Source organism: Streptomyces sp. NPDC104367, from assembly GCF_055583825.1.
This window is the reverse complement of the sequence record NZ_JBVJND010000017.1, coordinates 19987-42459: the sequence shown is the minus strand read 5'-3', so window position 1 is coordinate 42459 and position 22473 is coordinate 19987. Positions and strand designations below refer to the sequence as shown.

The following is a 22473-nucleotide window of genomic DNA, read 5'->3' as shown; positions in this document are numbered from 1 at the left end:
ATGAACGTACTGACAGACAACTTCTCCACCTACGCCGAGGGTTTCCTCGGCACCCTCGAACTGACCGTCTACTCCTCGGTCCTGGCCCTTCTGCTCGGCTTCCTGATGGCCTCCTTCCGGGTCGCCCCGGTCGGCTCGCTGCGCGTCTTCGGCACGGCCTGGGTCACCGTGCTCCGCAACACCCCGCTGACCCTGCTGTTCTTCGCGGTGCTGCTCGGCCTGCCGCGGTTCGGACTCGTCCTGCCGTTCCAGGTGTTCGCGGTCATCGCACTGGGCTGCTACACCTCCGCGTTCATCTGCGAGGCGCTGCGCTCCGGTATCAACACCGTGCCCAGGGGCCAGGGCGAGGCGGCCCGCAGCCTCGGCATGACGTTCGGGCAGACCCTCAACCTGGTGGTCCTGCCCCAGGCGTTCCGGTCGGTCATCCCGCCGGTCGGCTCCACCCTGATCGCGCTCGCCAAGAACTCCGCGATCGCGGGCGCCTTCAGCGTCAACGAACTCCTCGGCACCTACCGGACGCTGAGCGAGCTCGGCTACAACATCGTCTGGACCTTCGTCTGGATCGCCGTCGGCTACCTCGTCATCACCCTGGCGATCAGCGCCCTGTTCAACCTGATGGAGCGCAAGTGGGGAGTCGCCCGATGACCGAGGCCGCCACCGCGCTCTACGACGTCCCCGGGCCCCGGACCCGCGAGCGGCACCGCCTCTACGGCGTCCTGGCCACCGTCCTGATCCTCGGCCTGCTCGCCTGGGTCCTCTACCTTCTCTTCGACACCGGACAGTTCACCTACACGAAGTGGATGCCCTTCGCCTACAAGGGCATCCAGGAACTCCTCCTGCGGGGCCTCGGCAACACCCTGAAGGCCTTCGCGGCGGCGGCCGTCCTCTCCCTCGCCCTGGGCGGGCTGCTGGCCGCCGGGCGGCTCTCGGAGCACCGGCCGGTGCGCTGGGCGGCCACCGCCGTCGTGGAGTTCTTCCGCGCCATGCCCGTACTGGTGATGATCTTCTTCATCTTCGTGGCGCTGAAGGTCCAGCCGCTGCCCGCCCTGGTCGCCGGACTCACCCTCTACAACGGCTCGGTGCTCGCCGAGGTCTTCCGCTCCGGGGTGAACAGCGTCGAACGGGGCCAGCGGGAGGCCGCGTACGCGCTCGGCATGCGCAAGACCCAGGCCATGTCGTACGTCCTGGTGCCCCAGGCCGTACGGGCGATGCTGCCCGCCATCATCAGCCAGCTCGTGGTCGCCCTCAAGGACACCTCGCTCGGCTATCTCATCACCTACGAGGAGTTCCTCCATGCCGGGAAGCTGATCGCGTCGAACCTCGACTACGATTTGCCCTTCATCCCTGTGGTGATGGTGATCTCGCCGATCTACATCGGGATGTGCATGTTGCTCTCGTGGTTCGCCGGCTGGGTGGCCCGACGGGAGCGACGCAGTCCCAAGACCGGGGCCGTCGCGGCGGTCCCGGCCGAACCAGGGACGCTGCTGCCCGGTGGGGGAGCCCCCACGGCTCCCCGGCCGTAGGAGCAGCAGCCAGGGCCAGGCCCGGCCGGCGGCAGCCGGAGATCACTGCTCGCGCAGCGGAACGGACACGCAGGACGGGTCGTTCGCCGGCGGGGAGAAGGTCAGCTGCGCGCCGGACGGGTTGTGCTCGGCCCGCAGCGGGTCCGCCCCGGGCGGGGTGTCCCGCTCGTCAGGAGGCCCGGTGGGAACTGCGGGCGGGCTCGGCCGAGGCGGGCGGCAGCGGCACCTGCGCGGGCCGGCTCACGTCCGCGACCAGTTCGACCACGTCCGGGCCGTACGCCTGCGAGTTGACGACCTTCAGCAGCAGCACGAACGAGTTGTTGCCGTGCTTGCGGGAGAGCCGCTCGTGGTTGCGGGCGAGGTAACGGGTGGCCGCCTGGTTGGTGATGGCCCGCTGCCCGCAGAACAGGAACACCGGCCGGGCGTCCGGGCGCTGCCCGGCGGTGAGGCGGGCCAGCAGCACGTACTCCGTGATCCCCGGATCCAGCCGGTAGCGCTCGGCGCCGATCTGGAAGGCGCCGCGGTCCGGGCCCGGCTCCGGGTCGACGTTGACCCGGACCCCGGGCAGCATCGCCGACATGTGCGCCAGCATGCGGCGGTTCGAGCCCGGACCGCCCACACAGAACTCGGTGCGCTCGCCGAACCCCTGCTGGACGTTGTCCTGCGTCACCATCTGGAGGTTCGCCCCGCAGTCCTTGATCAGCGCGGCCAGCTCCAGCAGCGCGAACACGTCGAAGCGGTGCACCGCCGGCTCGGAGGTGGCCGGATCACGGTTGACGACCAGCAGGGACTCCGAGTTCTCCGGCAGCCCGAAGAAGGCCTGCTTGCGGCGGAGCTTGCGCCGCCAGACATAGGTGCGGGCCAGCCAGCCGAGGGCGGCGCTGATGCCGGCCGCCACCACACCGAGGACAATGTTGCGCAGGTCGTCATTCATGGGCGCGCATGCTAGCGGGCACAGGTGGCGGGAACGTACCCGTGTTCGAAGTGTGGCGGTCGTATGACAGTGCCCTGAATGAGCCTGTCGGGCCCCATGCCCGGTGGATACGCTGCGCTGACGTTCGTCACTGGAGGTGCGGATGCGTCGCCCTGTCGCGCGGAAACTGACGGTTCTGGCGGTCTCGGCCGCCGTGGTGTCGGTGGCGGCGGCAGCCCCGCCGGGTGCCTCCGGCGGCACGGCCGCCACGAAGGTCCCGGTGGCCGTCGGCTACGGCGGCGCGGTCTCCAGCGTCGACGCGGACGCCTCCGCCGCCGGTATCGAGGTCCTGCGCGCGGGCGGCAACGCGGTCGACGCGGCCGTCGCCACCGCCGCCGCGCTCGGCGTCACCGAGCCCTACTCCTCCGGCATCGGCGGCGGTGGCTACTTCGTCTACTACGACGCCAAGTCCCGTACCGTGCACACGATCGACGGCCGCGAGACGGCGCCGCTCACCGCCGACTCCGGGCTCTTCACGGAGAACGGGCAGCCGCTCGCCTTCGCGGACGCCGTGACCAGCGGACTGAGCGTCGGCACCCCGGGGACCCCGGCCACCTGGCAGACGGCCCTGGACCAGTGGGGCACGCGGCGCCTCGGGTCGGTGCTGAAGCCCGCCGAACGGATAGCACGGAACGGGTTCGTCGTCGACGACACCTTCCGGTCACAGACCGCCGCGAACGAGACCCGGTTCCGCTACTTCCCGGCCACCGCCCGGCTCTTCCTGCCGGACGGCCGGCTGCCGGCGGTCGGCTCGACGTTCAAGAACCCCGACCTGGCCCGGACCTACGAGGAACTCGGGAAGAAGGGGATCGGCGCGGTCTACCGGGGCGACCTCGGCAAGGACATCGTCTCCACGGTCAACAACCCCCCGGTCGACCCGGGTTCGGGATGGAACGCGCGGGCGGGCAAGCTGTCCGCGAAGGACCTGGCCGCGTACCGCGCCAAGGTGCAGGCGCCGACCGAGACGTCGTACCGCGGACTGAAGGTGTACTCGATCGCCCCGTCGTCCTCGGGCGGCACGACCGTCGGGGAAGCCCTCAACATCCTGGAGAACACCGACCTCTCCAAGGCCGACGAGGTGCAGTACCTGCACCACTTCATCGAGGCCAGCCGGATCTCCTTCGCGGACCGGGGCCGGTGGGTCGGCGACCCCGCGTTCGAGGACGTGCCGACGAAGGGGCTGCTGTCGCAGCGGTACGCCGACGAGCGGGCCGCGCTCATCCACGACGACTCGGTGCTGACCAGCCCGGTCGCACCGGGCGACCCCGACGCGCCGGGCTCCACCGGCACGGCGGCGCCGACCACGTACGAGGGCGAGAACACCACGCACCTCACGGTCGCCGACAAGTGGGGGAACGTCGTCTCCTACACGCTGACCATCGAGCAGACCGGCGGCAGCGCGATCACGGTGCCGGGTCGCGGGTTCCTGCTCAACAACGAGCTCACCGACTTCTCCTTCGCCCCGGCGAACCCCGCGGTGCACGACCCGAACCTGCCCGGTCCCGGGAAGCGGCCGCGGTCGTCGATCTCACCGACCATCGTGCTGGACAAGGCCGACCGGCCCGTGGTGGCCGTGGGATCGCCCGGCGGGGCGTCCATCATCACCACCGTGCTCCAGGTGCTGACCGAGTTCATCGACCGTCGTCTGCCGCTGGTGGACGCGATCGCCGCGCCCAGGGCCTCGCAGCGCAACGCGGCGAAGACGGAGCTGGAGCCGGCGCTGTACGACGACCCCGAACTGCGGGGGAAGCTGGAGGCGATCGGGCACTCGTTCTCGCTGAACGCGGAGATCGGGGCGGCCACCGGCGTGCAGCGGCTGCCGGGCGGGAAGTGGCTGGCGGCCGCCGAGACCGTGCGGCGGGGCGGGGGGTCCGCTCAAGTGGTGGATCCGGCACGGTAGTCCGGGGCACGGCAGCTCGTGGGCGGCGGGTGCGCGGGGGCTGCTCGCGCAGTTCCCCGCACCCCTAGCCGGGCGCCTTCGCCGGCCGGAATTCCAGGCGGCCGCCCGCCACGTCCACCGTCACCTCGCCGCCCTCCGCGACCGTGCCGTCCAGGAGCAGGCGGGACAGCTGGTTGTCGACCTCGCGCTGGATGGTGCGGCGCAGCGGCCGGGCGCCGTACTCCGGCTGGTAGCCGTGTTCCGCCAGCCAGTTGACGGCCGGGTCCGTGAAGTGCGCCGTGATGCCCTGGGCGTGGAGCATGCGCCGGGTGTGTTCCAGGAGCAGCTCGGTGATCTGCCGCAGCTGCTCGCCGGTGAGCTGGCGGAAGACGACGACCTCGTCGATGCGGTTGAGGAACTCGGGGCGGAAGTGTTCGCGCAGCGGGCGCAGGATCTGCTCGCGGCGGGCCTCCTCCGTCGCCTCCTCCCCGCCGGGGCCGAAGCCGATTCCCGCGCTCCGCCTGATGATCGCGTCCGAGCCCAGGTTGCTCGTCATCACGATGACCGTGTTGGTGAAGTCGACCGTGCGGCCCTGGGAGTCGGTGAGGCGGCCGTCGTCCAGGACCTGGAGCAGGATGTTGAAGACGTCCGGGTGGGCCTTCTCCACCTCGTCCAGCAGGAGGAGCGAGTACGGGTGGCGGCGGACCACCTCGGTGAGCTGGCCGGCCTCCTCGTGGCCGACGTACCCGGGCGGGGCGCCGACCAGCCGGGAGACGGTGTGGCGCTCCTGGTACTCGCTCATGTCCAGGCGGACCATCCGCTCCTCGCTGCCGAACAGCACCTCGGCCAGGGCGCGGGCCAGTTCGGTCTTGCCGACACCGGTCGGGCCGAGGAAGAGGAAGCTGCCGATCGGGCGGTGGGGGCTCGCCAGCCCGGCCCGGGAACGCAGGACCGCCTCCGAGACGGCCGCCACCGCCTCTTCCTGGCCGATGACCCGCTGGTGCAGATGGGCCTCCAGGCCGAGCAGCCGCTCCTTCTCCTCCTGGGTGAGGCTGCTGACCGGGATGCCGGTCCGCCGGGAGACCACCTCGGCGATCGCCTCGGCCGTCACCTCCAGGTGCTGTCCCTCGTCGGCCTCGTCCTCGCCGGAGACCTCGGCGATGCGCGTCTTCAGCTCGCCGATCCGGTCCCGCAGCTGGGTGGCGCGTTCGTACTGCTCGTCGGCGACCGCCTGGTCCTTGTCCCGGGTGACCTGCTCGATCTCGCGTTCCATCGCCCGTACGTCGCTGCCCTTGGTGCGGGAGCCGAGCCGGACCCGGGCACCCGCCTGGTCGATCAGGTCGATCGCCTTGTCGGGCAGCCTGCGGTCGGTCAGGTAGCGGTCGGAGAGCTCCACGGCGGCGACCAGGGCCTCGTCGGTGTAGCGGACCTGGTGGTGGGCCTCGTAGCGGTCGCGCAGGCCGCGCAGGATCTCGACGGTGTCCGGGACCGTAGGTTCCGGCACCAGGATCGGCTGGAAGCGGCGGGCCAGCGCCGCGTCCTTCTCGATCTTGCGGAACTCCTCCAGCGTGGTCGCGCCCACGATGTGCAGCTCGCCGCGGGCGAGGGCGGGCTTGAGGATGTTGCCGGCGTCCATCGCGCCGCCCTCGCCGCCCCCGCCGGCGCCGACCACGGTGTGCAGTTCGTCGATGAAGACGATCAGCTGGTCGGAGTGTGCGCGGATCTCGTTGACGATGGTGTTGAGCCGCTCCTCGAAGTCGCCCCGGAACCGGGTGCCCGCCACCACGCCGGGCAGGTCGAGGGCGATCACCCGGCGGCACGACAGGACGTCCGGCACGTCCCCGTCGACGATCCGCTGGGCCAGGCCCTCGACGATCGCGGTCTTGCCGACGCCGGCGTCGCCGATCAGCACGGGGTTGTTCTTGCCTCGCCGGGACAGCACCTCGATGGTCTGCTCGATCTCGTCGTCGCGGCCGATGACCGGGTCGATCCGGCCCTGCCCGGCGAGTTCCGTGAGATCGCGGCCGTACTTGTCGAGGGTGGGTGTGTTGGTGCGGCGCCGGGCGTCCGTGCCCGGGAGGGAGCGGTCGGTCTCGGGGGCGTCGGCCGGCAGTCCCGCGGCGGCGAACCGGGCGGCGTTCAGGATGTGCCCGGCGGCCGAGTCGGGGTTCGCGGCGAGCGCGCCCAGGACGTGTTCGGGGCCGATGTATCCGGCGCCGGCGGCCCGCGACAGGTCGTGCGCGTCCAGCAGGGCCCGCTTCACGGCCGGCGTCAGGGACAGCGAGGTCGGCGGCGGCGCCTCGCCGGGCGGGTGCTGGACGGGGCCCGCGCGGTCGTCGATCTGGGTCGCCAGCGAGTCGGGGTCCGCGCCCGACCTGCTGAGCAGGGAGCGGGTGGGCTCGGCGGTCAGGGCCGCGCGCAGCAGGTGCTCGGTGTCCAGGTCCCGGCTGCCGTGCTCGGCCGCGTACTGGGCGGCGCCCTTGACCAGTTCCCTGGCCGGCTGGCTCAGCATCCTGCCGATGTCGACCTGCCGGGGGCCCTGGCGCGCTCCGCCGCCGCCGAAGAAGCGTGCGAGGAAGTCGCCGAAGGGGTCCTGCCCGTGGTCGCCCGGTCCGGGATAGCCGCTGGTCATGAGCGTTCGTTCCGTTCCGGCGTCCCGGCGCCTTCGGGGACGCGCTCGCTGGTCGACGTGCCGGTCCACGCGGGTGCCCCTGCAGGGCCCGGTCACACCACCTTCGCACGCCCGCCCGAGGGGGGCATGTCCAGTGGTTCGGGCGGCGGACCCACGGGCAGCACCACGTCCGCCAGGGCGGCCAGCCGGGGATCGTGCGTGATCAGGAAGGTGGTGCGGGAGGCCATGAGACGGCCGAGCGGTTCCATCACCCGGCGGGCCGACTCGGCGTCCAGACCCGTGGTCGGCTCGTCCAGGACCAGCACCGGGGTGTCGCGCACCAGCGCCCGCGCGATGGCCACCCGTCGCCGCTGCCCGCCCGACAGCTGCCGTCCGCCGGGGCCGACCGCGGTGTCGTAGCCGTCCGGCAGGCGTCCGGCGAAGCTGTCCACGTCGGCGGAGGCGGCGGCCCGCAGGACGCTCTGCTCGTCGGCGCCGGGACGGCCGTAGGCGATGTTCTCGCGGATCGTGCCGTCGAGGAGCATGGGGTCCTGCGGCACGAGGGTGACCAGCTCGCGCAGTCTGCGCAGCGGGAGGCCCGCGATGTCGCGGCCGTCCAGCAGGATGCGGCCCTCGGTGGGGTCGTAGAAGCGCAGCAGCAGCTTGGCGAGCGTGGACTTGCCCGAGCCGCTGGGGCCGTCGACGAGGACCAGCTGGCCGGGGCGGGCGGTGAAGTGCAGGCCGCTGACGATCCGGTGCCTCCCGCCGGGGTAGGTGAAGCCGACGGTGTCCAGGGTGACCACGCCGGGTCCGGCGCCGTGCGCGGGCCGCGGCGCGGGGCCGTCGGCGCGGGGCGTGGTCCGGGTGACGGCGGGGCGGGTGTCGAGCACCTCGAAGAGGCGCTCGCAGGCGGCGGTGGCGGAGGAGAGGCTGACGGCGAGGCCGCCGAGCGCCTGCACCTGTGGATAGAGGTGGCCGAGGTAGGCGGCGAAGGCCAGCAGCCCGCCGACGGTCAGCCGGCCGGCGGCGATCTCCCAGGCGCCCGCGGCGACGACGGCCAGCACGGACACCGACTCGACCACGTTCGCCAGCGGCAGGTAGGCGTTGGATAGCCGGGCGCGGGCCAGGCTGCTGCGCATCCGGGCGGCGCCGCGTCCGTGCACCCGGTCGCGCTCGGTGTCCTGCCGGTTGTACGCCTGGACGACCGGCATGTTGGCCAGGTTCTCGTCGAGCGCGTCGACCAGTTCCCCGTACCGGTCGCGCTCCGCCCGCGAGAGCCCCCGGACGGGCCGGGAGAGCCGGCGCGTGCCCAGCCACAGGACCGGGGCCGCGGCGAAGGTGAGCAGGGCCAGTTCCCAGCGCAGCCAGAGCGCGGCACCCGCGAAGAGGAGCAGCCCGATCGCCGTGTGGAGCAACTGCACCGGGCCCGAGACCACCACGTGCTCCGCCTCGTCGACGTCCCCGGTGAACCGGGCCAGCAGGTCGCCCGGCGGGTTGTCCTCGTAGTAGTGCGGGGGCAGCCGCTGCGCGTGCTGGAAGACCTCGTCACGGCAGCGCAGCCGGAACGCCTCCTCGGCGCGGCTGGTCAGCTGGTGGGCGGCGAAGGTGGCGGCCGCGCCCAGCAGGGCCACCGCGAGCCACAGCGCGGCCGGTCCCCAGAATTTCGCCGGCTCGGCCGAGGTGAGTACCTCGTCGGTGAGATAGGAGAAAACCTGAATTGCCGCGGTGTCGCAGCCGACGGAAATCGTCTGGAATGCCACCGCGGCCCAGAGATGAATTCTCTCCGGCTCGGTGAGCGGCCACAGCCTGCGAAACGCGGTGGCCGGTGACGTCTTCGCGTGCCGCCGGAACATCGCCCTCCCTGTGCCGCGGGTCGCCCCGGGCGCGGACCGGCGGGAGAGCGGAGTTCCCTCGCCGGTCCGCCTGCCACGGGTGATGTCACGTCACGCGATCAGCGGCCGTTGGTGTTCGGCCGGGGCGGTCGCTGCCCCTGCAGCGGGGGCGGCGGGGGCACCGGGCGCCGCCGCGTGGGCCGGGGGACCGGTACTCGCATGCGCACGTTTTCCATGAGAACTCCTTCGCTGCCGCGGGCGGCCTTTTCTCCGCCCGTCACGGACATGTGTACGGGCGCATTACGGCGGCCATTCAGCGGCACAGGGAATTCATGGCCCGGCATGCCGGAATAGGTGAAGCTCGGGGGCGGGCTGTGTCACACCTTTGAATTCCGCTCGGTGAGGACGCGCGGTCCGGACTCCGTGATCGCCACCGTGTGCTCGGCGTGGGCCGCCCGGGAGCCGTCGTTCGTGCGCAGGGTCCAGCCGTCGGAGGCCGCGTGGTAGTCGTCCCGGCCGCCGCCGAGCAGCATCGGCTCGATCGCGATGGCCATGCCGTGGCGCAGGCGCAGTCCGCGCCCGGGGCGGCCCTCGTTCGGCACCCCCGGGTCCTCGTGCATGCGGCGGCCGATGCCGTGTCCGCCGAAGTCCTGCGGGATGCCGTAGCCGGCCTCCCGGCACACCCGGCCGATCGCGTGCGCGATGTCGCCGATGCGGTTGCCGACCACGGCCGCCGCGATGCCCGCGGCCAGCGCCCGCTCCGCCGTCCCGACGAGCCGCAGGTCCGCCGGGCGGGGCGTGCCGACGACGAAGCTGATCGCCGAGTCGCCCACCCAGCCGCCCAGTTCGGCGCCGCAGTCGATGGAGACCAGGTCGCCGTCGCGCAGCCGGTACCCGGTCGGGATGCCGTGCACGATCGCGTCGTTCACGGAGGCGCAGATCACCGCCGGGAACGGGGTGGGCGCGAAGCCGGGCCGGTAGCCCAGGAACGGGGAGGAGGCCCCGGCCTCCCGCAGCACCTCCCGTGCCACCTCGTCCAGCTCCAGCAGGGAGACGCCTACGGCCGAGGCCGCGCGCACGGCCGTCAGGGCCCGCCCGACGACCTGCCCGGCCTCGTACATGGCGTCGATCGATGTGTCTGTCTTCAGCTCTACCATGCCAATTAATATACCGGCTTACTCGACCGGGTTAGAATGGCGACATGGTGCGCACCCCTCTCACCCCGGAAGAGCGTGAACGCGGCGAACGGCTCGGGCGGTTGCTGCGCGAGGCGCGCGGCGACCGGAGCATGACGGAGGTGGCGGCCGAGGCCGGCATCTCCGCCGAGACGCTCCGCAAGATCGAGACCGGCCGGGCCCCGACCCCCGCCTTCTTCACCGTCGCCGCGCTGGCCCGTGCCCTCGGGCTGTCCATGGACGAACTGGTGCACCGCTGCGCCCTGGTCGTCGTGTGACGCCCCTCGGTCAAGAGCGGGCAATGAGCGCTCTGCGCGCCCGCCGAAAACTCCCCGTAGCAGCGTCGTAACACAACTGGTGTTGCCTACGGAACCGGAGTGTTCCGGTCAGGCGGGAGTCGAGCGATGGCTGTGGATCAACTCCCGGGCCAGGTGCGGGAGTTCGCGAACTACCTGAACGGTCTGCTGACGCGCCTGGACCAGGGCGGCGGCTGGTGCGCGGTGTTCTGGCAGCGCGACCCCGACGGTATGCAGGCCTGCCTCGACGGGCGCGAACTGCCGCCCTGGGACGTCGTCGAGGCGGTCCTCCAGGACCTCGCGACCGCCTACGGCCACGGTGCCGCCGCACCCGAGGCCGAACGGGCCCGCACCCTGCACGCGGAGGCGCTCGCCGCGTACGACGCCCGGCCCGGTGCCCGCGACGACCTCGGCGACCGCCTCGACATCATGCTCCGCGAACAGCGCTACGCGGCGGAACGGCTGGCCCAGCTGGGCCGCGCCCTCGGCTCCGCGCACTCCCACGCGGAGGCCGAGGCGCTCGACGTCGACCTCGCCTGGGCCCGAGACGACCACGACCGGGCATCCGCCCGCTGCGCCGAACTCCGCGCCCGCATCACCCGCCTGGACGAGCGCCCCGACCTCCGGCCGCGACTGCGCGGGGCCCGCGAGATCCACCGCCGGGAGCACGCCCCGCGAACCGGCGGCCGACCCGACCCGACCCCGACGGAAACCGCTCCGCCCCCCACCACCCACGACGGCTCCGGCGTTCATGGTGGCCCTGATACCCATGGCGCCCCCGGCGTTCACGACGGACTGAGCGTTCACGACGGCCTCGGTATGCACGACGGCCTCGGTATGCACGACGGCCCCGGTATCCATGACGGTCCCGCTGCCCGCGACGGCTCCGGTGCGGTCGAGGGCGGGGCCGTGGTCCGGGCCGAGGGTGGGCAGGGTGGTTCGGGTGCCGGTTCCGAGGCGGATGCCGTGCCGGGCGGGGTTTCCGCCAAGCAGCGCAAGCGGCGGCGGGGCAGTGCCCGGTTCGCCGGGATGGCCGAGGAGCGGGACGGCGCCGACACCGTACCGCGGGCCCCGGCGGCGGCCGTGTCCACGGCGCCCGCGGGCCGGCGCACGCCGCGCGGGGCCCGGTTCGCCGGGGCCGCCGAGGCGCCCGTGCTCCCGGAACCGGCGGCGCGGCGGCCCGACGAGGACGCGGAGCGGGCCGTGACCGGCGCCGTGGAACGGCTCGTACGGCTGCGCGCCGAGGGTCGCACCGGCGAGGCGCACGCGCTGCTCGCCGAGGCCACGCGGTGGCCCGCCGCCCGGCTCCCGCTGCTCGCCGACACGCTCCAGCGCGCAGGACTGGGCGCCGAGTGGACCACGCTGCTGTGGGAGGCCGCGTCACTGCCGCCCGACCGGCTCGTGGCGGCGGCCGACGCCCTGAGCGCCGAGGGCAGGACCGCCGACGCCCGGCAGATCCTGCGCCAGGGCGTGGCCCGCCCCGCCACGGAGATCGGCGAGGCCGTGCTCGCCCTGGACACGGACGGCCGCCACCGCGAGGTCCGGGCCCTGCTGGACGCGTACGTCCAGGTCCGCACCCCGGAACAGGCGGCCCACAGCGCGGAGCCCGATCCCCGGCGCCTGGTGCCGCTGCTGCTCGGCGCGGCCCGGGAGATCTCCGACCAGTGCCACTGGGATCTGCTGCACGCCCTGCGGGTGGCCGGCCTCGCCGCCCCCTGACTCCTCCACCGGGGTAAGAAACGCGATGGACTCGGCGGCTTGACGACGATGGTCTTGGCAAGGACTCCGAGGAGGCTTACTTTCGACCCTCTACGGGCGTAGAAGGAGCAGCACATGGCCAACGTCGTACGCGCCGCTCTGGTCCAGGCCACCTGGACCGGCGACACCGAGTCCATGGTGGCGAAACACGAGGAGCACGCCCGGGAGGCGGCCCGCCGGGGTGCGAAGATCATCGGATTCCAGGAAGTCTTCAACGCCCCCTACTTCTGCCAGGTCCAGGACGCCGAGCACTACCGGTGGGCCGAGCCGGTCCCCGACGGCCCGACCGTCGGCCGGATGCGGGAGCTGGCCCGCGAGACCGGCATGGTGATCGTCGTACCGGTCTTCGAGGTCGAGCAGTCCGGCTTCTACTACAACACCGCCGCCGTGATCGACGCGGACGGCACCTACCTCGGCAAGTACCGCAAGCACCACATCCCGCAGGTCAAGGGCTTCTGGGAGAAGTTCTACTTCAAGCCCGGGAACGCCGGCTGGCCGGTCTTCGACACCGCCGTCGGCAAGGTCGGCGTCTACATCTGCTACGACCGCCACTTCCCCGAGGGCTGGCGGCAACTCGGCCTCAACGGGGCCCAGCTGGTGTACAACCCGTCGGCCACCTCGCGCGGTCTGTCGGCCTACCTGTGGCAGCTGGAGCAGCCCGCGGCCGCCGTCGCCAACGAGTACTTCGTCGCCGCCATCAACCGGGTGGGGCAGGAGGAGTACGGCGACAACGACTTCTACGGAATGAGCTACTTCGTCGACCCGCGCGGGCAGTTCGTGGGGGAGGTCGCCAGCGACAAGGGCGAGGAACTCGTCGTCCGCGACCTCGATCTCGACCTGATCGAGGAAGTGCGGCAGCAGTGGGCCTTCTACCGCGACCGCCGCCCCGACGCCTACGAAGGACTGGTGCAGCCGTGACCGACCTCTTCGCCCGCCACCGCCAGGTCCTGCCCGACTGGCTGGCCCTCTACTACGACGACCCGCTGGAGATCACCCACGGCGAGGGCCGCCACGTCTGGGACGCGGACGGCAACCGCTACCTGGACTTCTTCGGCGGCATCCTCACCACGATGACCGCCCACGCGCTCCCCGAGGTGACGAAGGCGGTGAGCGAGCAGGCCGGCCGGATCATTCACTCCTCCACGCTCTACCTCAACCGTCCGATGGTCGAACTCGCCGAACGCATCGCCCAGTTGAGCGGCATCCCGGACGCCCGGGTGTTCTTCACCACCTCCGGCACCGAGGCCAACGACACGGCCCTGCTGCTGGCGACGACGTACCGCCGGACGAACACGATCCTGGCGATGCGCAACAGCTACCACGGCCGCTCCTTCAGCTCGGTCGGGATCACCGGCAACAAGGGCTGGTCGCCGACCTCCCTGTCGCCGCTCCAGACGCTCTACGTCCACGGCGGCGTCCGCAGCCGCGGCCCGTTCGCCGAGCTGAACGACCGCGACTTCATCGCGGCCTGCGTCGCCGACCTGCGCGACCTCCTCGGCCACACCCGTCCGCCGGCCGCGCTGATCACCGAGCCCATCCAGGGCGTCGGCGGCTTCACCTCCCCGCCCGACGGGCTCTACGCGGCCTTCCGCAAGGTCCTCCAGGAGCAGGGCATCCTCTGGATCGCCGACGAGGTGCAGACCGGCTGGGGCCGGACCGGCGAGCACTTCTGGGGCTGGCAGGCACACGGCCAGAGCGGCCCGCCGGACATCCTCACCTTCGCCAAGGGCATCGGCAACGGCATGTCCATCGGCGGGGTGGTGGCCCGCTCCGAGATCATGAACTGCCTCGACTCCAACAGCATCTCGACGTTCGGCGGCACCCAGATCACCATGGCCGCGGGCCTGGCCAACCTGTCGTACCTCCTGGAGCACGACCTCCAGGGCAACGCCCGCCGGGTGGGCGGCCTGCTCATCGAGCGCCTGCGCGCCGTCGCCGCCCAGCTGCCCGGCGTACGGGAGGTCCGGGGCCGCGGGCTGATGATCGGCGTCGAACTCGTCAAACCCGGCACGGACGAGGCCGATCCGAAGTCCGCCTCGGCCGTCCTGGAGGCGGCCCGCGAACGCGGCCTCCTCATCGGCAAGGGCGGCGGCCACAACACCAGCGCCCTGCGTATCGCCCCGCCCCTCTCCCTGACGGTGACAGAGGCGGAAGAGGGCGCGGCGATCCTCGAACAGGCATTGAGGAGTGCCTACTAGGCGCTCCGCCGGAGGCGCCTGACACGCCGTGTGGGGACCTGCGGACCGGCGGGGGCCGGTCACGCGGTTCCCCGAGCCCCTCGCAGGGGCCTCAGGCCGCGCCCCGTCAGGGGCGCGGGGAACCGCGCCACCGGCCACGACGGCGCCGCAGCCGACACACGCACCGCACCCGATCAAGGGACACGCAAGATGACCGCCACGTGGGATCCCCCGAAGTCCACCGACCCCATACTGTCGGTCCGTCAGGTCCTGTCCCTGGAACGGGTCCTCGCCGGCGATCCCGAGGTGGTCGCCGGCGCCACCCACCTCGACCGCCCGGTCCGCTGGGTGCACGTCGCCGAGGCGCCCGACGTCGGCGTCATGCTCATCGGCGGCGAGATGGTCCTCACCACCGGCGTGCTGCTCGCGGGCGACGACGCCAAGCAGGCCGAGTACATCCAGTCCCTGCACCGCTCCGAGGCCGCCGCGGTCGTCCTCGGCCTCGGCCGCGCCTTCCCCGCCCCGCCCGACGCGATGCGCCGCGCCGCGGACCGCTGCGGCCTCCCCCTGGTGGTCCTGCACCGCCCCTTCCCCTTCGCGGAGCTGACCGAGGAGGTCCAGTCCCGGCTGGTGCGGCGGAAGTTCGCCGCCGTCAGTCTCTCCGAGGCCGTACGCACCGCCCTCACCGGCCTCATCACCGCCGGCGCCCCTCTCCAACGACTCCTCGACGAGGTCGCCGTGCACAGCGCCTGCCCGGTGGTCGTCACCAACCTCGCGCACCGCGTCCTCGCCACCGCGGGGGAGCGGTCCGCGGTCGACGACGTGCTGCGGGACTGGGAGCGCATCGCCCGGCAGGCCGGCGGCCGCGAGGGCGACGGCTGGATCCGCGCCGAACTGGGCGGCCGCGGCGAGCGGTGGGGGCAGATCACGCTCTGCGGGTACCGGGGCGACACCGGCACCGGACGGCTCCTCGCGGACCGCGCCGCCGAGGCCCTCGTCCTGCACCGCATGCTCGGCGGGGGCTCGGCCCACACCTGGGAGGAGCAGTCCGCGCAGAGCCTGCTGACCGACCTGGTCTCCGGTGTCGTACCGGCCCGGCACCTGCTGCCCAGGGCACGGGCGGCCGGGCTGCCGGTCAATCGGCGCACCTTCGTCCCGCTCGTCGTACGGGACATCGGGCCGGCCCAGCTCGAGAGGATGCTCCGTCTGCTGGGGCTGCCCGGGCTGGTCGCCGAGCTGGCCGAGGGCGCCACCGCGGTCCTGCTCAGCCTCGCCCGCGACCAGGACGCCGACGCCCTCACCGCGCACTTCGCCGCCCGGCTGCACGGCGAGTCGGCCGGGCCGCCGGCGGTGGTCGCCGCCGCCGGGCCGCGCACCGCCTGGGACGAGGTGCCCGCCGGGCTGCGCGAGGCCCAGCACGTCGCCGACGCCGTCGCCGACTCCTCGGCCGCCCTCGACCTGCCCGGCGTCGTACGGCTCAGGGACGTGCATCTGCGTGGCCTGATCCGGCTGCTGCGCGACGACCCGCATGTGCAGTCCTTCGCGGAGCGGGAGCTGGACGGACTGCTGCGCACGACGGGAAGCACCACGAGCACCGACCAGGACCTGCTGGGCGTCCTGCGGACCTACCTCGCCACCGGCCGCAACAAGTCCCGCACCGCCCAGCTCCACCACGTCTCCCGGCCCGCCCTGTACCGGCGCCTGGAGGCGATACAGGCCCGGCTCGGCGTCGACCTGGACGACTTCGAACAGGCGGCCTCGGTGCACATCGCGCTCCTCGCGCATGACGCGCAACAGGGGTGAAACATGCGACGACCTGGGAAAACGGCGGTGAAACATGGGTCATCGGCAGCGTGACACGGTGGCACGCCGAGCGCCCGCAGACGTGACACCGTGGCAATCGAAGCCCGCTTTCGGACTTTCTAGGCTCCTCGCACACCGAGTGACCGGAGGTCCCGATGAGCAGAGTGATCCGTGCCGCCCTCTTCCAGACCGCCTGGACCGGCGACAAGGAGTCCATGATCCAGGTCCACGAACAGGCGGCCCGCGACGCGGCCGCGCAGGGCGCCCAGGTGCTGTGCTTCCAGGAACTGTTCTACGGACCCTACTTCTGCCAGGTCCAGGACAAGGCGTTCTACGAGTACGCCGAGCAGGTCCCGGACGGCCCGGTGGTCCAGCGCTTCCAGGCCCTCGCCCGCGAACTGGGCCTGGTCCTGATCCTTCCGGTGTACGAGGAGGAGCAGCCCGGCGTCCTCTACAACACCGCGGCGGTGATCGACGCCGACGGTTCGTACCTCGGCAAGTACCGCAAGCATCACATCCCCCAAGTGCCCGGGTTCTGGGAGAAGTTCTACTTCCGTCCGGGGAACGCGGGCTGGCCGGTCTTCGAGACCGCGGTCGGGAAGATCGGCGTCTACATCTGCTACGACCGCCACTTCCCGGAGGGCTGGCGGGCGTTGGGCCTCGCGGGCGCCGAGATCGTCTTCAACCCGTCGGCCACCTCGCGCGGACTCTCCCGCTACCTGTGGCAGCTGGAGCAGCCGGCGGCGGCCGTCGCCAACGAGTACTTCGTCGGCGCGATCAACCGGGTCGGCGTCGAGGAACTGGGCGACAACGACTTCTACGGGACCTCGTACTTCGTGGACCCGGAAGGCCAGTTCGCCGGCGAGGTGGCCTCCGACAAGGAGACCGAACTCGTCGTCCGCGACCTGGACCTGGCCAAGCTCCGCGAGGTCCGCGACCGCTGGCAGTTCTTCCGGGACCGCCGCCCGGACGCGTACGGCCCGCTGACCGCACCGTAGAACCGGCGTTCACGGCGCCCCGCCAGGGGCGCGGGGGACCGCGCTACCAGCCACGTCGGACCCGCACGTGACCACGAACGAGAGGACCCCATGACCGGCCGTACAGTAATCCGCGGCGGACTCGTCATCACCGCGTCCGACGAGATCCACGCCGACGTCCTGATCGAGGACGGCCGGATCGCCGCTCTCGCGGCGACCGGCACCCCCGCCGCCGAGGCCTTCACCGCCGAGAGGACCATCGACGCCACCGGCAAGTACGTCATCCCGGGCGGCGTCGACGCCCACACCCACATGGAGCTGCCGTTCGGCGGCACCTTCGCCTCCGACACCTTCGAGACCGGCACCCGGGCCGCCGCCTGGGGCGGCACGACCACCATCGTCGACTTCGCCGTGCAGAGCGTCGGCCACAGCCTGCGCGAGGGCCTGGACACCTGGCACGCCAAGGCCGAGGGCAACTGCGCGATCGACTACGGCTTCCACATGATCGTCTCCGACGTGAACCAGGAGACGCTCAAGGAGATGGACCTGCTGGTCGAGGAGGGGGTGACCTCCTTCAAGCAGTTCATGGCCTACCCCGGCGTCTTCTACTCCGACGACGGCCAGATCCTGCGCGCCATGCAGCGCTCCGCCGAGAACGGCGGCCTGATCATGATGCACGCCGAGAACGGCATCGCCATCGACGTCCTGGTGGAGCAGGCGCTGGCCCGCGGCGAGACCGACCCCCGCTACCACGGCGAGGTGCGCAAGGCGCTCCTGGAGGCCGAGGCCACGCACCGCGCCATCAGACTCGCGCAGGTGGCGGGCGCGCCCCTGTACGTCGTCCACGTCTCGGCGATGGAGGCGGTCGCGGAGCTGGCCCGGGCCCGGGACGAGGGGCTCCCGGTGTTCGGCGAGACCTGTCCGCAGTACCTGTTCCTGTCCACCGACAACCTCGCCGAACCGGACTTCGAGGGCTCGAAGTACGTGTGCTCGACACCGCTGCGCCCCAAGGAGCACCAGGCCAAGCTCTGGCAGGGCCTGCGCACCAACGACCTCCAGGTCGTCTCCACCGACCACTGCCCCTTCTGCTTCACCGGCCAGAAGGAACTCGGCCGCGGCGACTTCTCGAAGATCCCCAACGGTCTGCCCGGCGTCGAGAACCGCATGGACCTGCTCCACCAGGCCGTCGTCGACGGACACATCTCGCGCCGCCGCTGGATCGAGATCGCCTGCGCCACCCCGGCCCGGATGTTCGGCATGTATCCGAAGAAGGGCACCATCACCCCCGGCGCGGACGCCGACGTCGTCATCTACGACCCGCACGCCGAGCAGACCGTCTCCGCCGAGACCCACCACATGAACGTCGACTACTCGGCGTACGAGGGCAAGCGCCTCACCGGCCGGGTGGACACGGTCCTCTCGCGCGGCGAACTCGTCATCACCGAGCGGGAGTACACCGGACACGCCGGGCACGGCGTCTACACCCCGCGCTCCACCTGTCAGTACCTCAACTAGGAGTGGTGCCGATGGACTTCGGACTCGTTCTGCAAACCGATCCGCCCGCCTCCCGGGTCATCAGCCTGATGAAACGGGCCGAACGCAACGGCTTCTCGTACGGCTGGACCTTCGACTCCGCCGTGCTCTGGCAGGAGCCGTTCGTGATCTACAGCCAGATCCTGGCCAACACCACGAAGCTGACGGTCGGGCCGATGGTCACCAACCCGGGCACCCGCACCTGGGAGGTGACCGCCTCCACCTTCGCCACCCTCAACGACATGTTCGGCAACCGGACCGTCTGCGGCATCGGCCGCGGTGACTCCGCGATGCGGGTGGCGGGCCGCAAGCCCAACACCCTCGCCCGGATCAGCGAGGCCATGAAGGTCATCCGCGCCCTCGGCCGGGGCGAGGAGGCCGACCTCGGCGGCACCGTGGTCAGGTTCCCCTGGATCACGCCGGGCGCCGAACTCCCCGTCTGGATGGCCGCGTACGGCCCGAAGGCGCTGAAGATGACCGGCGAGGAGGCGGACGGCTTCATCCTCCAGCTCTCCGACCTCTACCTCACCGAGTACATGGTCAAGGCGGTGAAGGAGGCGGCCGTCGCCGCCGGACGCGACCCGTCCGAGGTCAGGATCTGCGTCGCCGCCCCCGCCTACGTCACCGAGGACGACTCGCCCGAGGCCCTCGCCCACGCCCGCGACCAGTGCCGCTGGTTCGGCGGCATGGTCGGCAACCACGTAGCCGACCTGGTCGACAAGTACGGCGAGCACTCGGCCGCCGTCCCCGAGGAACTCACCGACTACATCAAGGCCCGCCAGGGGTACGACTACTCGCACCACGGGCGCAGCGGCAACCCCGACACCGAGTTCGTGCCCGACGAGATCGTCGACCGGTTCTGCGTCGTCGGACCGGTGGAGAAGCACATCGAGAAGCTGAACGCGCTGCGCGAGCTGGGCGTCGACCAGTTCGCCGTCTACGACATGCACGACGCCCAGGAGGCCACCATCGACGCGTACGGGACGAAGGTCATCCCGGCCGTCAACGGCTAGTCCTCTCCTGGCAGTTGGTCTCCCCCTTCCCGCCGTCCCGGGAAGGGGGTCAGGGCGCACCCCACACGCGTACCCCCCGCTCCGCCCGCACGGCCTTTCCCGTCCCGCCTCACCCTGATTGGCCTGCCCATGACCGACACCGCTCCCACGTCCATACCGCCGTCCGGCCAAGTCACCGCCTCCGACGGGCGCGTCGAGCTCGCCCCCGGCTCGCCGCCGCCGAGCGGCGCGTACGCCAACGAGGACCTGCTGCCGGTCCCCGTCGCCAAGCGCACCTGGACCACGTACAACTTCTCCGCGCTCTGGGTCGGCATGGCCCACAACACGGCGTCCTGGACCCTGGCCTCCGGCCTCATCGCGGTGGGCATGGACTGGAAGCAGGCCGTGTTCACCATCGCCCTCGCCAACCTGATCGTCCTGGTCCCGATGCTGCTCACCGGGCACGCGGGACCCAAGTACGGCATCCCGTTCCCGGTCTTCGCCCGCGCCAGCTTCGGCGTCCGCGGCGCCAACCTCCCAGCCGTCGTACGGGCGTTGGTGGCCTGCGGCTGGTTCGGCATCCAGACCTGGATCGGCGGCGAGGCCATCTTCTTCCTCGCGGGCAAGCTGATCGGCAGCGGCTGGTCCGACGCCGGCAAGGTCGGCGGCTACGCCTGGACGATGTGGCTGTCGTTCGCGATCTTCTGGGCGCTCCAGGTCGCCATCATCTACCGGGGCATGGAGACCATCCGCCGCTTCGAGAACTGGGCGGCCCCCTTCGTGCTGGTCGGCGCGATCGTCATGCTGGTCTGGATGAGCGACAAGGCCGGCGGTGTCGGCCCGCTCTTCGACCAGCCCTCGAAGCTCGGCTGGGGCGGCGACTTCTGGAAGCTGTTCTGGCCCTCGCTGATGGGCATGATCGGCTTCTGGTCCACACTGAGCCTGAACATCCCCGACTTCACCCGCTACGGCAGGAGCCAGAAGGCACAGACCCGCGGCCAGGCCCTCGGCCTGCCGACCACGATGACGCTGTTCGCGTTCCTGTCCGTGCTGGTGACCTCCGGCTCCCAGGCCGTCTACGGCGAGCCGATCTGGGACCCGGTCCAGCTGGCCGCCAAGACGGACAACGTGGTGGGCCTGCTCTACGCGCTGGTCACCGTGCTGGTCGCGACGCTGTCCGTGAACATCGCGGCCAACCTGGTCTCGCCCGCCTTCGACTTCTCCAACATCGCGCCCCGGAGGATCAGTTTCCGTACCGGCGCGCTGATCACCTCGGTCCTCGCGGTGCTGATCTTCCCGTGGAAGCTCTACTCCGACCCGCAGGGCTACATCTTCACCTGGCTCGGCCTGGTCGGCGGTCTGCTCGGCACGGTGGCCGGCATCCTCATCGCCGACTACTGGATCCTGCGCCGCACCCGCCTGGACCTGACCGACCTGTACCGCACGGGCGGCCGCTACTGGTACGACGGCGGCTGGAACTGGCGGGCGGTCGTCGCCTTCCTGGTCGGCGGTGTCCTCGCCGTCGGCGGCGCCAGCTTCAAACCGCTGATCGACGGCCGGCCGATCCCGGCCCTGTCCTCGCTCGCCGACTACGGCTGGGCGGTGGGCCTGGGCACGTCCCTGCTGCTGTACCTGGGGCTGACCGCACTGAAGCGGCCCGCCGAGGTGTGAGACGCCGAAGGGCGGCCGGTTCCTACCGGCTGCCCTTCAGCGCGGTCACCGCGCTCTTCGCCGCCTGGATCGCGCCCTTGTTGATCACATCCGTGCTCGGCGCCTTCTTCGTCTCGAAGTCGCTGCCGTTGTAGGTGACGACCACCAGCGCGTTGGAGACCTGGGCCATCACCACGCCCTCGCGGGTCTGCTGCTTGTCCTCGGTGGTGAGGTTCACCACCGAGTAGCCGTTGTCCCCGAGCCCCGGGACGGCCCCGCCGCCGCTCTTCTCGGCGACCCGGTCCTGGTACTCCTTCGCCGCCGCCGCGTTCGTGTCCATGATCTCGAAGGACACGTCGAGCCAGCGGTAGTCGTACCCCTTGAGGGCGTTCCAGGAGCAGGTGCGGCGCAGCTTGGTGTCCGTGGAGGGGATCTCCTTCCCGGCCGTCTTCGCGCCGGGCACCAGCGACTTGACGGTGGCCACGGCGATGCTCCCGCAGGGCGCGGGCGCGGCCGAGTACGTCTTGACGGCCGCCGTCGACGACGAGGACGACGAGGGGGTGTCGCCGGCCGGCTGGGTGGCCGTCTGCTGGGTCGAGGAGCTACCGGTGGAGGTGTCGGACGTGTCGTCCGGACCCGACGTCATCACCCAGCCCGCACAGGCGAGCACGGCGACCGGCGTCAGGCGCGCGGTGAGGGCGAGCGGCAGTGGCAGGGAACGTCGCAAGTCGCACTTCTCGTGGGGGACGGTGTGCGGAGAGGGTCCGCACTGCGGACGGGACGCCAGTCTCACACGAGACCCTGTGGGGTGGAAGTGGAATCGTCGCCTTGCCTGTGCGCCGGGTGTGGCGCCGTGTTGACGACCGGGGCAGGCCGTCCCTGCACATCCGGAATGTCGTGACTGGGCCCCGGCCGGGGGGGTGACCGGTGTCACGGCCGGCCGCGGACCGCGGGGCGTTCAGTCGCGTGAGTTGCCGAACAGCACCCGGTAGCCGATGAGCAGGACCAGGGAGCCGGCGATGGCGGCGCCCCAGGTGTAGAGGTCGAAGAAGTGGTTCTCCACCGGGCGGTCGAGGAAGCGGGAGGAGAGCCAGCCGCCCACGAAGGCGCCCGCGATACCGATGAGGGTGGTGCCGATCAGGCCACCCGGGTCGCGTCCGGGCAGCAGGATCTTGGCGATGCCTCCGGCGAGGAGGCCGAGGATGATCCAGCCGATGATGCCCACGTTCGTATTCCTCCCAGTGCGGGGTGTTGCCAGGCTGAGTTGCCTTGTTGCGCAAGCTTAGGAACGGCG

18 protein-coding genes are annotated in these 22473 nt (G+C 71.7%); 12 read left to right on the top strand and 6 right to left on the bottom strand.

The genetic code is table 11. From position 1 onward, the window contains the following. Window positions 1-645, top strand: a complete 645-nt coding sequence (locus ACZ619_RS25020) for an amino acid ABC transporter permease (RefSeq protein WP_469602937.1) — start codon at window positions 1-3, stop codon at window positions 643-645. Next, window positions 642-1523: an amino acid ABC transporter permease gene (locus ACZ619_RS25015; RefSeq protein WP_469602934.1), complete on the top strand. Its 882-nt coding sequence runs from the start codon at window positions 642-644 to the stop codon at window positions 1521-1523. Before ACZ619_RS25020 ends, ACZ619_RS25015 begins: the two co-directional genes overlap by 4 nt. A gap of 169 nt (window positions 1524-1692) precedes the next feature. On the opposite strand, the gene ACZ619_RS25010 is transcribed toward ACZ619_RS25015, so the two are convergent. Continuing rightward, window positions 1693-2457, bottom strand: a complete 765-nt coding sequence (locus ACZ619_RS25010; RefSeq protein ID WP_469602932.1) for a hypothetical protein — start codon at window positions 2455-2457, stop codon at window positions 1693-1695. Between the two features lie 142 nt (window positions 2458-2599). Here ACZ619_RS25010 and ggt point away from each other — a divergent pair, with 142 nt between their 5' ends. Continuing rightward, a complete protein-coding gene (gene ggt, locus ACZ619_RS25005; protein WP_469602930.1) occupies window positions 2600-4396 on the top strand; it encodes a gamma-glutamyltransferase in 1797 nt (598 codons plus the stop codon). 64 nt (window positions 4397-4460) lie between these two features. Here ggt and ACZ619_RS25000 read toward each other — a convergent pair whose 3' ends face one another. The 3 genes from ACZ619_RS25000 to map form a co-directional block, all read right to left on the bottom strand. Continuing rightward, window positions 4461-7007, bottom strand: a complete 2547-nt coding sequence (locus tag ACZ619_RS25000) for an ATP-dependent Clp protease ATP-binding subunit (RefSeq protein WP_469602927.1) — start codon at window positions 7005-7007, stop codon at window positions 4461-4463. A gap of 92 nt (window positions 7008-7099) precedes the next feature. Continuing rightward, on the bottom strand, window positions 7100-8839 hold the full coding sequence (locus ACZ619_RS24995) for an ABC transporter ATP-binding protein (protein ID WP_469602926.1): 1740 nt from the start codon (window positions 8837-8839) through the stop codon (window positions 7100-7102). Between the two features lie 356 nt (window positions 8840-9195). Continuing rightward, on the bottom strand, window positions 9196-9975 hold the full coding sequence (map, locus tag ACZ619_RS24990) for a type I methionyl aminopeptidase (protein WP_469602924.1): 780 nt from the start codon (window positions 9973-9975) through the stop codon (window positions 9196-9198). A gap of 44 nt (window positions 9976-10019) precedes the next feature. Here map and ACZ619_RS24985 point away from each other — a divergent pair, with 44 nt between their 5' ends. From ACZ619_RS24985 to ACZ619_RS24945, 9 genes are all read left to right on the top strand, one after another. Continuing rightward, window positions 10020-10271, top strand: a complete 252-nt coding sequence (locus ACZ619_RS24985; protein ID WP_469602922.1) for a helix-turn-helix domain-containing protein — start codon at window positions 10020-10022, stop codon at window positions 10269-10271. Window positions 10272-10397: 126 nt separating this feature from the next. After that, a complete protein-coding gene (locus ACZ619_RS24980) occupies window positions 10398-12008 on the top strand; it encodes a serine/threonine-protein kinase (protein WP_469602920.1) in 1611 nt (536 codons plus the stop codon). Window positions 12009-12122: 114 nt separating this feature from the next. Further along, window positions 12123-12965: a nitrilase-related carbon-nitrogen hydrolase gene (locus ACZ619_RS24975; RefSeq protein WP_469602918.1), complete on the top strand. Its 843-nt coding sequence runs from the start codon at window positions 12123-12125 to the stop codon at window positions 12963-12965. Beyond that, the gene (locus ACZ619_RS24970) at window positions 12962-14245 is read left to right on the top strand and encodes an aspartate aminotransferase family protein (RefSeq protein WP_469602915.1); all 1284 of its coding nucleotides are present in this window, start codon (window positions 12962-12964) and stop codon (window positions 14243-14245) included. Before ACZ619_RS24975 ends, ACZ619_RS24970 begins: the two co-directional genes overlap by 4 nt. A 189-nt stretch (window positions 14246-14434) precedes the next feature. Further along, window positions 14435-16027 carry a PucR family transcriptional regulator gene (locus tag ACZ619_RS24965; RefSeq protein WP_469602913.1) on the top strand — a complete coding sequence of 531 codons (1593 nt, stop codon included), beginning with the start codon at window positions 14435-14437 and terminating at the stop codon, window positions 16025-16027. 155 nt (window positions 16028-16182) lie between these two features. After that, window positions 16183-17025 carry a nitrilase-related carbon-nitrogen hydrolase gene (locus ACZ619_RS24960; protein ID WP_469602911.1) on the top strand — a complete coding sequence of 281 codons (843 nt, stop codon included), beginning with the start codon at window positions 16183-16185 and terminating at the stop codon, window positions 17023-17025. A 90-nt stretch (window positions 17026-17115) separates the two neighbouring features. Continuing rightward, window positions 17116-18519 carry a dihydropyrimidinase gene (gene hydA, locus ACZ619_RS24955; RefSeq protein WP_469602908.1) on the top strand — a complete coding sequence of 468 codons (1404 nt, stop codon included), beginning with the start codon at window positions 17116-17118 and terminating at the stop codon, window positions 18517-18519. An 11-nt stretch (window positions 18520-18530) separates the two neighbouring features. Then, complete coding sequence (locus tag ACZ619_RS24950) at window positions 18531-19550, top strand: TIGR03842 family LLM class F420-dependent oxidoreductase (protein ID WP_469602906.1); 1020 nt, start codon at window positions 18531-18533, stop codon at window positions 19548-19550. Between the two features lie 129 nt (window positions 19551-19679). Beyond that, a complete protein-coding gene (locus tag ACZ619_RS24945) occupies window positions 19680-21200 on the top strand; it encodes an NCS1 family nucleobase:cation symporter-1 (RefSeq protein WP_469602903.1) in 1521 nt (506 codons plus the stop codon). Between the two features lie 22 nt (window positions 21201-21222). Here ACZ619_RS24945 and ACZ619_RS24940 read toward each other — a convergent pair whose 3' ends face one another. Both ACZ619_RS24940 and ACZ619_RS24935 read right to left on the bottom strand, forming a co-directional pair. Beyond that, entirely contained in the window at window positions 21223-21906 is a 684-nt protein-coding gene (locus tag ACZ619_RS24940; protein ID WP_469602902.1) for a hypothetical protein, read from the bottom strand. 231 nt (window positions 21907-22137) lie between these two features. After that, window positions 22138-22404: a GlsB/YeaQ/YmgE family stress response membrane protein gene (locus ACZ619_RS24935; RefSeq protein ID WP_469602900.1), complete on the bottom strand. Its 267-nt coding sequence runs from the start codon at window positions 22402-22404 to the stop codon at window positions 22138-22140. Between the last annotated feature and the right edge of the window lie 69 nt (window positions 22405-22473).

Bases quoted from the DNA above. Each gene is read 5' to 3' on its own strand.
- ACZ619_RS24965 (WP_469602913.1), top strand. From the start codon at position 14,435: ATGACCGCCACGTGGGATCCCCCGAAGTCCACCGACCCCATACTGTCG.
- ACZ619_RS24950 (WP_469602906.1), top strand. From the start codon at position 18,531: ATGGACTTCGGACTCGTTCTGCAAACCGATCCGCCCGCCTCCCGGGTC.
- ACZ619_RS24995 (WP_469602926.1), bottom strand. From the start codon at position 8,839: ATGTTCCGGCGGCACGCGAAGACGTCACCGGCCACCGCGTTTCGCAGG.
- ACZ619_RS25015 (WP_469602934.1), top strand. From the start codon at position 642: ATGACCGAGGCCGCCACCGCGCTCTACGACGTCCCCGGGCCCCGGACC.
- ACZ619_RS24945 (WP_469602903.1), top strand. From the start codon at position 19,680: ATGACCGACACCGCTCCCACGTCCATACCGCCGTCCGGCCAAGTCACC.
- ACZ619_RS25020 (WP_469602937.1), top strand. From the start codon at position 1: ATGAACGTACTGACAGACAACTTCTCCACCTACGCCGAGGGTTTCCTC.
- ACZ619_RS25000 (WP_469602927.1), bottom strand. From the start codon at position 7,007: ATGACCAGCGGCTATCCCGGACCGGGCGACCACGGGCAGGACCCCTTC.
- ACZ619_RS24980 (WP_469602920.1), top strand. From the start codon at position 10,398: ATGGCTGTGGATCAACTCCCGGGCCAGGTGCGGGAGTTCGCGAACTAC.
- map (WP_469602924.1), bottom strand. From the start codon at position 9,975: ATGGTAGAGCTGAAGACAGACACATCGATCGACGCCATGTACGAGGCC.
- ggt (WP_469602930.1), top strand. From the start codon at position 2,600: ATGCGTCGCCCTGTCGCGCGGAAACTGACGGTTCTGGCGGTCTCGGCC.
- ACZ619_RS24985 (WP_469602922.1), top strand. From the start codon at position 10,020: ATGGTGCGCACCCCTCTCACCCCGGAAGAGCGTGAACGCGGCGAACGG.
- ACZ619_RS24960 (WP_469602911.1), top strand. From the start codon at position 16,183: ATGAGCAGAGTGATCCGTGCCGCCCTCTTCCAGACCGCCTGGACCGGC.
- ACZ619_RS24975 (WP_469602918.1), top strand. From the start codon at position 12,123: ATGGCCAACGTCGTACGCGCCGCTCTGGTCCAGGCCACCTGGACCGGC.
- hydA (WP_469602908.1), top strand. From the start codon at position 17,116: ATGACCGGCCGTACAGTAATCCGCGGCGGACTCGTCATCACCGCGTCC.
- ACZ619_RS25010 (WP_469602932.1), bottom strand. From the start codon at position 2,457: ATGAATGACGACCTGCGCAACATTGTCCTCGGTGTGGTGGCGGCCGGC.